Genomic DNA, 12,728 nt, shown 5'->3' on the forward strand with positions numbered 1-12,728 from the left:
ACCAGCCAGTGTCAACAGGATTATCAACTAAAGGCAACTTCAAAGGTAAATAACATATAAAACTAGTCCCTTCGCCCCCTTGGCTTCTAACCCGGATATTGCATGAAGTGAGATTTAAAGTAAGAAATTGAGTAATTTATAATATTAGCAATGATACTTTTGTAAAAATTTTGCCAAAAAGTGCTTTGAAGCCGTTATTTTCAAATTTTAGATGTAATGCCCCTTACCCCATTTTTTCTAAGCACCGGGAACAGTGCTAATCTAGGTTATTCTAATGCTAATTTCTTCATCACATGATTCCATACCTGTCGGTAAGGATATGATGAAGATAACAAAAACTTAATACGCCTAGTATTACGGATAATTACTACCCCAATTTTTAATAATTTTAAACGTATTGTACCTATTTGTGCTTTTGCTAATGCACTACCTTGTAATAAATTACCTCTGATATATTCTACTAAAGTGTATGCAAGACCCGATAAAATCATTCTGAGCTGATTAGCCCACCATCTATGACAAGAAGTACGATCTGCAAATAATTCTAGTTGTTGCTCTTTTATACGGTTTTCCATATCACCACGACCACAGTAAACTTTGTCGTATAAATCTTCAGGTTTATCTGATAAATTAGTTACTATATACCTTGGATTTTCTCCAAGCATTGTCATTTCTGCCTTACCAATTATTCTACGTTCATGACTCCAACTACCAGCCTTATATGGAAACTCACTAAAAAGACGTTGCTTTTCTTGGGTTATAATAAATGCTGCTTTTGACTTCTCCATTGTAGGTTTCAGTAACTCATTTAGTCTGTTATTTTGGGGCATTCCTACAATATATTTTATATTATGAATATCACACCAATCAAACATCTGATGACGACAAAATCCACTATCACCACGAAAAATAATCTTTACCTCTGGCCAAGCTTGGCGAAAACGTTTTACTAACAATGATAATATTGCCCAAGAATGTTTTGCTTGATCCTGCTTTGACGTCCTAAGATAACTAACTAACAGATGCTTTCCACAAAAAACATACAAAGGTAAAAAGCAATTATGACCGTAATAACCATGATAAAACTTACCTTCCTGTTGCCCATGAATTTCATCATCCGTAGCATCAAAATCAAGTATTAGCTGCTTTGGTACTATTTTATGAGACTTAATAAATTTATCAAGCATTAGTTCATGCACTTTAATTGCAAAGTGTCTATCAGCATTGTTTTCTATACGACATAAGGTAGAACTACTTGCCATATCATCAATTGTTTCCATAGCTGTTTGCATAGCAGGACATTTTCGTAGATAATTGTGGTCATTTAAATCTTCATAACCTAATGCAATACCATAAATTCGTTGCCTCAGCATTGTTGCCATATTATGGGTAATTTTACTACCATCTCGTCTATCAGGAAATATTTTAGCAAGCTCCTCTGTTATACCAAGCCTTTTATCTGCTTCTCTTAATAACAACACACCTCCATCGCTACTAATATCACCTCCAGTGAAATTTATCTCTATTGTCCGATTTTTTACTTTGGAAAACTGGTAACTATATGCTATACAATTTGTCATGACAAAATCCTTTGTATTATTCTAATGAAATACCAGTATTATACAGCTTTACGAGGATTTTGTCTCCTATATCTCATGCAATATCCGGGCTAACGTCAATCTCTCCGTGCATTTCATGGACAAATTGTTTAATCAAGGCTATAGAAAAATCCACACCTTGAAAAATATCATCAGTGATAGCAATAGCACCCGTATAAGGTTTATAGATAAATTGCCGTTTTTCTTCCGATATTGTACCGCTACTTGTATCTTTAACTATAAGGTGTAAAACGACTTCCTTAGGTTTAGCGTCGTTTAATTCTTGCCGAGCCTTATCAAATAAATTAACTGTTACGGTAATACTTCCTTCATCGGTAAACTTAATTGCATTGATAATTAAATGTTCTAATATTGAAAGAAGCCTATATTGATCCCCTAGCATTATGTAAGGCAGATCGTTAGCGAAAATAGGGGCAAGCCTCAATTTTTTATTTTCGGCTAAAGGCAGTGCTTTATTAATAACGCTATTTACTAATTTTTTGATTTCGATTTTTTTAGCAGTGAAAGGAATAAAACCCAGCTGAGCTTTAGAAAAATCTAATAATTTATCGCAATACTCAATTATTTCGTCTGAAGAATCTTTTATTTTTGTTAATTCATCAAGTTTTTTGGGGTCGTCTTCTGCCAAATAAAGCACACTAATGTTTGCCAAAATCCCTTTACAAAAGGTTTGTATATTACTAGTAACATTTGCTATAAACTCATTTTGTCCTATTTTCAGGTGCTCAATTCTTTTTCTAGCGTTATCTAACTCAAGTTTTAATTGGTGAAGATGCGAGATATCAACATTGTCTGATAATGAATCTATTATGTTTATTTGTTGATTGGCAAGTGATTTTAATTTAGCAAAATTGGGGGCTAATTGTGCTAAGACAATTTTTTCTAAAGGATCGTGATGTTTTTGTATCACACTAGAAATATTTGTTATGTCGTCAGTATTATTAGTTTGTTCTTTTGGTTGTGGAATATCCTTATTTGTCATAGTATTTACTCACTATTTTTTTACGTCATGTTTTAAATAGTACGCAGAGGTTAGGTCAGTTTTGCGATTGGTTCTAACTTCTGTGTTAAATATTACACCATTGTAATATTATGTCCCACATCTAGCCTTACTATTCCTTGAAGTACAGTGCATTTTTTACTCTCACAAAAATATTCTTATTAAAATTTCCAACAAGTGGCAAAGTAGAGACAGCAGTAAAACTATGGCTCTAATTAGTTAAAAATAATTAATATTAATCGCCCTTTATTTATTTAATAAAATTGTGTGCCTTAGCCTTAAAAGCCTCTATTGCTCATGGTATTTAAGCTTTAATTGTGATATAATTATTGCTTATTAATAAATAAATAGGTGGAAAATGCCTAATACTAAAACTATTGCTAAACCTAATATTAAACCATTTATAGCTAGAAGCTAATAAAACGGCTATAAAAAAAGACTTATGACATATAGTATAGATTTTCGTAGAAAGGTATTTAAGATAAAGAACAAAGAAGGTTTAAGTTATGTACAAACAGCCAAGCGTTTTGATGTAGGGAAGACAACATTAGTGCGTTGGGCAAAACGTTTGGAGCCTTCACGTACTCGTAATAAACCTGCAACAAAAATCAACATGGAAGCATTAAAACAAGATGTCAAGGACTATCCTGATGCTTATAATTATGAGAGAGCTGAACATTTAGTTGTAAGTACACATGGCATTTGGAGAGCTCTTAAACGCTTAAATATTACATATAAAAAAAACACTGAATCACCCAAAAGCCAAAGCAAAAGAGAGGTTATGCTTTCAAAATAAAATTACTCAATATACACATGATGGAAAACCTATAGTATACTTGGATGAAAGTGGTTTTATGCATGACATGCCTCGTACTCATGGATATTCTATGAAGGGAGAAAGATGTTTTGGTACACATGATTGGGGAGCTAAAGGACGTACTAATGCTATAGGAGCCTTGCTAGACAAAGCACTTTTGACAGTTAGTCTTTTCGAACATAATATTGATACACAAACTTTTACTCATTGGGTAAAAGAGGATTTAATGCCTAAATTACCAGATGGTTGTGTAATTGTTTTAGATAATGCTGCTTTTCATAAGAATAAAGATATGCAATATTATATCAAAAATGCTGGGCATATCCTTGAATATTTACCGGCATATAGCCCAGATTTAAATCCAATTGAACATAAATGGGCTCAAGCTAAATCTATTAGGAGAAAATATCAATGTGATATTGATCAACTCTTTAGAGATTATTGTCCATAGCCGTTTTATTAGCTTCTAGCTATATTAACTGGGTCGGCGGCAAAAGAAAACTTGCCGATAAATTAATTTCATATATTCCCGAAGGACTAAATAACTATTATGAGCCTTTTTTAGGCGGCGGGGCTTTATTCTTTGCCGTTAAAGATAAATTTAAGAAATGTTTTCTATCCGACATTAATCAAGAGCTGGTAACTTCTTATAATGCCGTTAAAAAGAATCCTGCAGAAGTAGCAAAATTATATAGCTCCTATACCGAAAATTACTCAAAGGAATATTATTATAAAATCAGAAATAATGATTGTAATAATAACCCGACGGCAATTACTGCCAGGTTTTTATATCTCAATAGATATGCCTTTAAGGGGATTTACCGAATTAACAAACGAGGGGATTTTGCTTCTTCCTTTTCTACTAAAAAAATTAATAATGATAATTTAGAAGAAAGGTTAAAACAATGTAGTAGCTTTTTAAGCGGTGTACCTATTTATACAACGGATTTTTCTTTTATCGAACCGCAAAAAGACGATTTTGTTTATTTTGATCCCCCTTACCATAAAGTAGGGGAAAGATTTTATACCAGGTTACCTTTTGACGAAGCCGAACAAGTGAGACTAAAAGGTTTTGCTACGGAGCTAGATAGCAAAACCACAAAATTTATGATTTCTAATAGTGATACACCGTTTATTAGAAATCTTTATAAAAATTTCAATATTCGCACTGTTGAAATTAAATATTTAATAAGCGGGCAAGCTAAAGTCTCTACGGAAGTTGTAGTAACTAATTATTAATATTTTTATTATTAACATTTTTAGTTTGGGATGATTTATTGACCTTATTAAATAAACCATCGGCTTTTTGCATAAATTTTCTGACTGGATCGATGCTAAGCCTTGCGTAAATTTTAGTTGATTTTGGGCTTTTATGGTTCAGAGCCTTACCGATAATATATTCGCTAGCACCGCTAATAGCCAGCCAGCTTCCTCTTGTTCTACGTAGGTCGTGTATTCTTACATCCGGAATGCCGGCTTTTTGTCTAATCTTATACCACGATTTTTTAGGTTCTTCGAAATGTCCGCTTTTACTGTTGCGAGGGCTTGGAAATACCCAGTTATTTTTACTTTCCTGATATCTTCTGCGTAATATTTCAACCGCTTCACTCGTAAGAGGTATTAAATGAGATTCTCCATTCTTGGTTTTGATAGCAGGTATACACCAGGTTTTATCTGTTAAATTAATTTCCTTAGTGGATTTGCTTCTTGCTTAACTATTTTAAAAAAAGGCTGTTTTTCTTCGGAAGTTATATATCTTTCACGCTCAATTTCTTTATGCTTAATTATACCGATTATAGGATTTTTCTCTAATAATCCCCACTCAATAGATTTGTTGAATATTCCTTTTAATCTTTGAACTGCTATATTTGCTGTTCTGAATTTACCCTCCTTGGTAAGATTATTAAAGATTGTTTGCATATCTTCTCTCTGTATACTAGATATTTTCCTTGCAAAAAGATGGCTTGCTTGTCTTTTCATATCCGCAATAACATCTTTATAACGTGCTATTTTATATTGAGCGTAGTCGTTTATATATCTATCAAAAAGCTCTTTAAAAGTTAACTCGGTATCTACTTCTTCAGGTAAAGGGCTAGGTTTTTCCGTAGGGTCAATACCATTAGCAATTAGGGTTTTAAATTCAGTTGTTTTCTTTCTAGCGTCGGCAATCGATACCTCAGGGAAATGTCCTATCCATAGTAATTTATAGTCTCTGTCTATTTTTTTACCGTAATAAAAAACCTTACTACCGCCGTAAGATACTATTAATATTAAACCTTGTTCTTTAGGATCGTTATATTTGTCTCGACCTTTTTCAGGAGGTTTTATTTTCATAAGTTCATTGTAGGTAAAATTAAATACATTTTTTTTCATTTTGTAAACTCCTAATATCGTTGTTATTATTTAAATTACTTTAAAATTCGCACTTAATAGTTAATTGCGGATTGTATAGATACCGCTGTTAAAAGTAGTATGCAAGGCTTAATTTAAATAATAAAAAAATATTACAAAAATATTATTTTGATGTTCCAAATATGTTCCGTTTTATTGAAATTTAGAGCGATATTTAATAATAATTGACAGGTGAGGCGATGTTAGGTAGGCTAGCCCGGATATTGCATGAGATATAGGAGACAAAATCCTCGTAAAGCTGTATAATACTGGTATTTCATTAGAATAATACAAAGGATTTTGTCATGACAAATTGTATAGCATATAGTTACCAGTTTTCCAAAGTAAAAAATCGGACAATAGAGATAAATTTCACTGGAGGTGATATTAGTAGCGATGGAGGTGTGTTGTTATTAAGAGAAGCAGATAAAAGGCTTGGTATAACAGAGGAGCTTGCTAAAATATTTCCTGATAGACGAGATGGTAGTAAAATTACCCATAATATGGCAACAATGCTGAGGCAACGAATTTATGGTATTGCATTAGGTTATGAAGATTTAAATGACCACAATTATCTACGAAAATGTCCTGCTATGCAAACAGCTATGGAAACAATTGATGATATGGCAAGTAGTTCTACCTTATGTCGTATAGAAAACAATGCTGATAGACACTTTGCAATTAAAGTGCATGAACTAATGCTTGATAAATTTATTAAGTCTCATAAAATAGTACCAAAGCAGCTAATACTTGATTTTGATGCTACGGATGATGAAATTCATGGGCAACAGGAAGGTAAGTTTTATCATGGTTATTACGGTCATAATTGCTTTTTACCTTTGTATGTTTTTTGTGGAAAGCATCTGTTAGTTAGTTATCTTAGGACGTCAAAGCAGGATCAAGCAAAACATTCTTGGGCAATATTATCATTGTTAGTAAAACGTTTTCGCCAAGCTTGGCCAGAGGTAAAGATTATTTTTCGTGGTGATAGTGGATTTTGTCGTCATCAGATGTTTGATTGGTGTGATATTCATAATATAAAATATATTGTAGGAATGCCCCAAAATAACAGACTAAATGAGTTACTGAAACCTACAATGGAGAAGTCAAAAGCAGCATTTATTATAACCCAAGAAAAGCAACGTCTTTTTAGTGAGTTTCCATATAAGGCTGGTAGTTGGAGTCATGAACGTAGAATAATTGGTAAGGCAGAAATGACAATGCTTGGAGAAAATCCAAGGTATATAGTAACTAATTTATCAGATAAACCTGAAGATTTATACGACAAAGTTTACTGTGGTCGTGGTGATATGGAAAACCGTATAAAAGAGCAACAACTAGAATTATTTGCAGATCGTACTTCTTGTCATAGATGGTGGGCTAATCAGCTCAGAATGATTTTATCGGGTCTTGCATACACTTTAGTAGAATATATCAGAGGTAATTTATTACAAGGTAGTGCATTAGCAAAAGCACAAATAGGTACAATACGTTTAAAATTATTAAAAATTGGGGTAGTAATTATCCGTAATACTAGGCGTATTAAGTTTTTGTTATCTTCATCATATCCTTACCGACAGGTATGGAATCATGTGATGAAGAAATTAGCATTAGAATAACCTAGATTAGCACTGTTCCCGGTGCTTAGAAAAAATGGGGTAAGGGGCATTACATCTAAAATTTGAAAATAACGGCTTCAAAGCACTTTTTGGCAAAATTTTTACAAAAGTATCATTGCTAATATTATAAATTACTCAATTTCTTACTTTAAATCTCACTTCATGCAATATCCGGGTTAGAAACTTCAGTGTGGTAGATTTCTTCTAAATGTGCTTGTATCTCACTCATGGTCATACCTCGAGCGTAGAGAGAAATAACCGTATCATCAAATCCGGAAAACCTTCTAACTCCTTTAGGGATTAGTTGCGGTTCAAACTCACTATCTCTATCACGTGGTACATCAATTACTATTTTTTGACCGCTCTCGTCTATTATTGTTTTTTCTGTTGTACCATTCCTACGATTGCTATCTATCTTCGCTACTTTACTATGCCTAGAATATCCTAATTCATGATTTAGTTCACTTTCCAATATTCTTTCTACTAGACGCTTCTTTAGTTGCTGAAACAGTCCATCTTTACCAAATAGCTCAGAAGGATTAGCTTGCGATAATAGCTCTTCTACTAGTTCATTATTTATATTTGTTTTTGCTGTCTCTTGTTCTAATTTTTTAGCCATAATTTCCTTTGGTTAAGTTGTTATTTTTTACAGTAATTCTTTATCTGCTTTTTTTCAACTTACACAAATTATATGACTGACTCTTATCAAGAGGCTATATGACATAGAAAATGCAAACTTTACTTTGAAAAACCAATACATTAATACAGGAGAATTACACCTCTAAAATTTAAAAAATTTGTCTAGACAAAGGGTACCACCTCACTCTTTCTCTCTCTTATCTATAACTTTTTGATTAATTAGCAATGATAACATTCTAAGGCTTACCTGCTTACCGCTCAGTATCAGCATCATTAAACCTTTAAACATTAGTTTACCTAACAACTTCGTATTATATCTATCTACTTCATATGCTTCTGCCAACTTACTTAATTCTTCTTCAGACAACACGGAAAGTATTTCTTCTATCTTATCTTGCATTTGAACCTTCTTTTTCTTTTCTCAATTCAAATACTTATATTATTTCTCTTCCTCACTTTCAACAGTTATGCACTACGTCCCTCCTCGCAAGGCTTTGTTGCGTGGATACCCTAAACGTCATTGCGAGCGACTGAAAGGAGCGTGGCAATCTAGAAAATAAAAAATCTCATAGCATTTTTAGCTATTTTTTACTGGATTGCCACGTCGATGCTACGCATCTCCTCGCAATGACGGGGTTTTTTGTAATGATTCCGATCCACGCAACAACACTGTCTCGCAATGACGTTTGGGGTATCCAGGCAACAAGGTCTGTTTATCCTCGCAACAACGCCGGCTTGGCAATAATTGATGTTACGTTAAATGTCCGCTCAAAAACTAGCCAAATAGTTAAATTAATTTAATGCTTTATTTCAAATTGTTTAAGAATTGTTATATATTATAAGGTTAAAAAAATATATCCTTTTGCAATTTATTACTTTAAATTGTTAATAGAAAATGTTATAAAGGTTAATCTAATAATTTAGCCCGGATATTGCATGAAGTGAGATTTAAAGTAAGAAATTGAGTAATTTATAATATTAGCAATGATACTTTTGTAAAAATTTTGCCAAAAAGTGCTTTGAAGCCGTTATTTTCAAATTTTAGATGTAATGCCCCTTACCCCATTTTTTCTAAGCACCGGGAACAGTGCTAATCTAGGTTATTCTAATGCTAATTTCTTCATCACATGATTCCATACCTGTCGGTAAGGATATGATGAAGATAACAAAAACTTAATACGCCTAGTATTACGGATAATTACTACCCCAATTTTTAATAATTTTAAACGTATTGTACCTATTTGTGCTTTTGCTAATGCACTACCTTGTAATAAATTACCTCTGATATATTCTACTAAAGTGTATGCAAGACCCGATAAAATCATTCTGAGCTGATTAGCCCACCATCTATGACAAGAAGTACGATCTGCAAATAATTCTAGTTGTTGCTCTTTTATACGGTTTTCCATATCACCACGACCACAGTAAACTTTGTCGTATAAATCTTCAGGTTTATCTGATAAATTAGTTACTATATACCTTGGATTTTCTCCAAGCATTGTCATTTCTGCCTTACCAATTATTCTACGTTCATGACTCCAACTACCAGCCTTATATGGAAACTCACTAAAAAGACGTTGCTTTTCTTGGGTTATAATAAATGCTGCTTTTGACTTCTCCATTGTAGGTTTCAGTAACTCATTTAGTCTGTTATTTTGGGGCATTCCTACAATATATTTTATATTATGAATATCACACCAATCAAACATCTGATGACGACAAAATCCACTATCACCACGAAAAATAATCTTTACCTCTGGCCAAGCTTGGCGAAAACGTTTTACTAACAATGATAATATTGCCCAAGAATGTTTTGCTTGATCCTGCTTTGACGTCCTAAGATAACTAACTAACAGATGCTTTCCACAAAAAACATACAAAGGTAAAAAGCAATTATGACCGTAATAACCATGATAAAACTTACCTTCCTGTTGCCCATGAATTTCATCATCCGTAGCATCAAAATCAAGTATTAGCTGCTTTGGTACTATTTTATGAGACTTAATAAATTTATCAAGCATTAGTTCATGCACTTTAATTGCAAAGTGTCTATCAGCATTGTTTTCTATACGACATAAGGTAGAACTACTTGCCATATCATCAATTGTTTCCATAGCTGTTTGCATAGCAGGACATTTTCGTAGATAATTGTGGTCATTTAAATCTTCATAACCTAATGCAATACCATAAATTCGTTGCCTCAGCATTGTTGCCATATTATGGGTAATTTTACTACCATCTCGTCTATCAGGAAATATTTTAGCAAGCTCCTCTGTTATACCAAGCCTTTTATCTGCTTCTCTTAATAACAACACACCTCCATCGCTACTAATATCACCTCCAGTGAAATTTATCTCTATTGTCCGATTTTTTACTTTGGAAAACTGGTAACTATATGCTATACAATTTGTCATGACAAAATCCTTTGTATTATTCTAATGAAATACCAGTATTATACAGCTTTACGAGGATTTTGTCTCCTATATCTCATGCAATATCCGGGCTAACCTCTCTTACTAAAAATGAAGGCAAAAGATGATTATATGTTTGTAGTGAATGTTGCTTAATTTCTACAGGAGGAGGTACTAACTTCATACAAGGTTGATATCGGTTTTGTAACGTTCCTAAACAAGGAACCTTACCTTTAATTAGGGATGACACAACAAATTCTCCTAATTGTTGCTCACAGTTATAATCTGCTGCAAGCTTTAAAATACCTACCATCAATTTATTAGCCTGACGTGGTGTACAATGTTGATCAATTAGCAACCAAATTTTTTTATATATAGGAGTTGGTAGTATGTCATCCCGCAGAATAGAATAGCGAAAAGCTCCGGGTTTACGTACCAAGCTATTAATTAAATGACGATAATTAATGCATCTAGCTGCTTTTTGCTTGTCATCCCCTCTTACTCTAGGTAAATCCAAAACATGATCACTTCCCAAGTAACATGACAAACGATCATCATAAATATGTATTCCTAATTGATACCCTATTAATCTGGAAGGTACACTATACATAACTTTTTTTACTGTAATAGTGCTAGAAGTTGTCACCCTAGCTGTTGTTTGGCTAAAATCTATAGTTCTGTGGGCCGGCAATCCTTTTAAATAAGATCGTTCAATATAAAGTTGTGGTTGATGACGATTATTGTGTCGTTGAACAACAGAGTCTATAAAATTTTGATAGTCATCTATAGATTCAAAATTATAAGAACCACGCAATAAAAGAGCTTGCTCTAAACGTCTCTTAAGATGACCATGTGCAGCCTCAACGCTACCATTCTCATGTCCTTTCCCACGATTGTTTCTTGTAGCATGCATGCCATAATGAGCACATACTTCTTTATAAGAACATGTTATATCATCTGACTCCTCTTGCGATAAATTCTTGAAAGCAGCTGACAAACTGTCAGTCCTATGTTCTTCAGGACATCCTCCTAAACTCCATAATGCATCCTGAAGCGATTGAGAAAGAGCGGTAAAACTTTCTCCGCCCTGAATCACTTTCATAAAAGACCAATTACTATAAGCTAACCGAAAATGATACAATAGATGCTTAAACGGTTTACCACAAATAGTAATCTCTATGCCTTTTAAAGCAGTAAAATCCGATAAACCTTGACGACCGGGTACATGAAGCTGGCGAAAGATAACTTCCTTTTCCGGACCATATAATGCTCTCCACTTGCTAGTGCGTCGCTGAACAGTTCTTAAAATGCTGTCCGGATATTTTCCTGGGTATTCGTCTTGAAGATATTCTAATAATGTCCAAGATGTTAAATATGGTAGTTGTTCTAATAAAGGAACTAATACACCTTCCCATACTCCTTCTAATGGATCGTTACGGTACTTACGTACTTTCTTCCCTTTCGATAAAGATAACACTTCCCTACGTTCTAAATTCCTACCACTACGTTGTGAAAAACCTGCTTTAGCTGAACAAATTGTTTGATTCAAACCTGATTTTCTTAATTTCATATATACCTCGTATTGCTGATTTGTTATTCTTCTACCGGGCATCTGTAAACTCCAAAAGTATTCAGATGCCTATTTTATCACCGGCAAAGCTAACTGTCATCCCTCGGCAATCTTACATGACATTACATAGCTGTGCCTTATCTTTAAATATATTCATTATACCTTTAATATAAGGCTTGATATCTTTGTATTCTTCCACATTATCAAAAATAAATAATATAGTTGAATTTAAATTAGCAATCCTCTCATGGACTAATCTTATTATATCTTCTTCCTTTTCGCCTATTGTATAAATAGTAAACTCTTTAGCGAGTTGCCTATATGCTTCAAAGATTTTGTCTGCGGAATCTGCATTAATAAAACGTACTATTTTCTTTACTTCCTCTTTCTGTCTACGACCATATTCTATAGCTAAAGTACTTTTACCTGTTCCGGCAAAAGCACTAATTATTACACATTGTTCTGTGCTTAAAATACTTTCTATGCTGCCTAGCCCGGATATTGCATGAAGTGAGATTTAAAGTAAGAAATTGAGTAATTTATAATATTAGCAATGATACTTTTGTAAAAATTTTGCCAAAAAGTGCTTTGAAGCCGTTATTTTCAAATTTTAGATGTAATGCCCCTTACCCCATTTTTTCTAAGCACCGGGAACAGTGCTA

14 protein-coding genes are annotated in these 12,728 nt (G+C 33.4%); 5 read left to right on the forward strand and 9 right to left on the reverse strand.

What is annotated here, in order from left to right:
* Nucleotides 1-266: 266 nt before the first annotated feature.
* Both AAGD48_RS10090 and AAGD48_RS10095 read right to left on the reverse strand, forming a co-directional pair.
* Complete coding sequence (locus AAGD48_RS10090; RefSeq protein ID WP_341789277.1) at nt 267-1,580, reverse strand: IS1380 family transposase; 1,314 nt, start codon at nt 1,578-1,580, stop codon at nt 267-269.
* Between the two features lie 73 nt (nt 1,581-1,653).
* A complete protein-coding gene (locus AAGD48_RS10095) occupies nt 1,654-2,601 on the reverse strand; it encodes a HAMP domain-containing sensor histidine kinase (RefSeq protein ID WP_341789892.1) in 948 nt (315 codons plus the stop codon).
* Nucleotides 2,602-3,061: 460 nt separating this feature from the next.
* Here AAGD48_RS10095 and AAGD48_RS10100 point away from each other — a divergent pair, with 460 nt between their 5' ends.
* From AAGD48_RS10100 to AAGD48_RS10110, 3 genes are read left to right on the forward strand one after another with little or no spacing between them, the layout of a single operon-like run.
* The gene (locus tag AAGD48_RS10100) at nt 3,062-3,415 is read left to right on the forward strand and encodes an IS630 transposase-related protein (protein ID WP_341789893.1); all 354 of its coding nucleotides are present in this window, start codon (nt 3,062-3,064) and stop codon (nt 3,413-3,415) included.
* A 1-nt stretch (nt 3,416) separates the two neighbouring features.
* A complete protein-coding gene (locus AAGD48_RS10105) occupies nt 3,417-3,887 on the forward strand; it encodes an IS630 family transposase (protein ID WP_341790737.1) in 471 nt (156 codons plus the stop codon).
* A complete protein-coding gene (locus AAGD48_RS10110) occupies nt 3,878-4,675 on the forward strand; it encodes a Dam family site-specific DNA-(adenine-N6)-methyltransferase (protein ID WP_341789894.1) in 798 nt (265 codons plus the stop codon). The genes AAGD48_RS10105 and AAGD48_RS10110 overlap by 10 nt, the downstream gene beginning before the upstream one ends.
* On the opposite strand, the gene AAGD48_RS10115 is transcribed toward AAGD48_RS10110, so the two are convergent.
* Entirely contained in the window at nt 4,665-5,123 is a 459-nt protein-coding gene (locus AAGD48_RS10115; protein ID WP_341790792.1) for a site-specific integrase, read from the reverse strand. The two genes, AAGD48_RS10110 and AAGD48_RS10115, sit on opposite strands and share 11 nt — an antisense overlap.
* A complete protein-coding gene (locus AAGD48_RS10120) occupies nt 5,114-5,809 on the reverse strand; it encodes an Arm DNA-binding domain-containing protein (protein ID WP_341789895.1) in 696 nt (231 codons plus the stop codon). The genes AAGD48_RS10115 and AAGD48_RS10120 overlap by 10 nt, the downstream gene beginning before the upstream one ends.
* Before the next feature lie 323 nt (nt 5,810-6,132).
* Between AAGD48_RS10120 and AAGD48_RS10125 the strand changes: the two genes are divergently transcribed.
* Entirely contained in the window at nt 6,133-7,446 is a 1,314-nt protein-coding gene (locus tag AAGD48_RS10125) for an IS1380 family transposase (RefSeq protein WP_341789277.1), read from the forward strand.
* A gap of 160 nt (nt 7,447-7,606) precedes the next feature.
* On the opposite strand, the gene AAGD48_RS10130 is transcribed toward AAGD48_RS10125, so the two are convergent.
* The 5 genes from AAGD48_RS10130 to AAGD48_RS10150 form a co-directional block, all read right to left on the reverse strand.
* Nucleotides 7,607-8,065, reverse strand: a complete 459-nt coding sequence (locus AAGD48_RS10130) for a transposase (protein WP_341789896.1) — start codon at nt 8,063-8,065, stop codon at nt 7,607-7,609.
* A gap of 201 nt (nt 8,066-8,266) precedes the next feature.
* Nucleotides 8,267-8,485, reverse strand: a complete 219-nt coding sequence (locus AAGD48_RS10135) for a hypothetical protein (protein WP_341789897.1) — start codon at nt 8,483-8,485, stop codon at nt 8,267-8,269.
* Nucleotides 8,486-9,185: 700 nt separating this feature from the next.
* Nucleotides 9,186-10,499, reverse strand: coding sequence for an IS1380 family transposase (locus tag AAGD48_RS10140; protein WP_341789277.1), 1,314 nt, complete (start codon nt 10,497-10,499; stop codon nt 9,186-9,188).
* A gap of 73 nt (nt 10,500-10,572) precedes the next feature.
* Entirely contained in the window at nt 10,573-12,108 is a 1,536-nt protein-coding gene (gene istA / locus AAGD48_RS10145; RefSeq protein ID WP_341789898.1) for an IS21 family transposase, read from the reverse strand.
* A gap of 70 nt (nt 12,109-12,178) precedes the next feature.
* Nucleotides 12,179-12,475, reverse strand: a complete 297-nt coding sequence (locus AAGD48_RS10150) for a hypothetical protein (RefSeq protein ID WP_341790793.1) — start codon at nt 12,473-12,475, stop codon at nt 12,179-12,181.
* Between AAGD48_RS10150 and AAGD48_RS10155 the strand changes: the two genes are divergently transcribed.
* A complete protein-coding gene (locus AAGD48_RS10155; RefSeq protein ID WP_341789899.1) occupies nt 12,402-12,575 on the forward strand; it encodes a hypothetical protein in 174 nt (57 codons plus the stop codon). The two genes, AAGD48_RS10150 and AAGD48_RS10155, sit on opposite strands and share 74 nt — an antisense overlap.
* Nucleotides 12,576-12,728 lie beyond the last annotated feature (153 nt).

This window comes from Rickettsia endosymbiont of Polydrusus tereticollis (assembly GCF_964026385.1).
GTDB lineage: Bacteria > Pseudomonadota > Alphaproteobacteria > Rickettsiales > Rickettsiaceae > Rickettsia.

Bases quoted from the DNA above. Each gene is read 5' to 3' on its own strand.
- AAGD48_RS10090 (WP_341789277.1), bottom strand. From the start codon at position 1,580: ATGACAAATTGTATAGCATATAGTTACCAGTTTTCCAAAGTAAAAAAT.
- AAGD48_RS10140 (WP_341789277.1), bottom strand. From the start codon at position 10,499: ATGACAAATTGTATAGCATATAGTTACCAGTTTTCCAAAGTAAAAAAT.
- AAGD48_RS10095 (WP_341789892.1), bottom strand. From the start codon at position 2,601: ATGACAAATAAGGATATTCCACAACCAAAAGAACAAACTAATAATACT.
- istA (WP_341789898.1), bottom strand. From the start codon at position 12,108: ATGCCCGGTAGAAGAATAACAAATCAGCAATACGAGGTATATATGAAA.
- AAGD48_RS10135 (WP_341789897.1), bottom strand. From the start codon at position 8,485: ATGCAAGATAAGATAGAAGAAATACTTTCCGTGTTGTCTGAAGAAGAA.
- AAGD48_RS10100 (WP_341789893.1), top strand. From the start codon at position 3,062: ATGACATATAGTATAGATTTTCGTAGAAAGGTATTTAAGATAAAGAAC.
- AAGD48_RS10125 (WP_341789277.1), top strand. From the start codon at position 6,133: ATGACAAATTGTATAGCATATAGTTACCAGTTTTCCAAAGTAAAAAAT.
- AAGD48_RS10120 (WP_341789895.1), bottom strand. From the start codon at position 5,809: ATGAAAAAAAATGTATTTAATTTTACCTACAATGAACTTATGAAAATA.
- AAGD48_RS10130 (WP_341789896.1), bottom strand. From the start codon at position 8,065: ATGGCTAAAAAATTAGAACAAGAGACAGCAAAAACAAATATAAATAAT.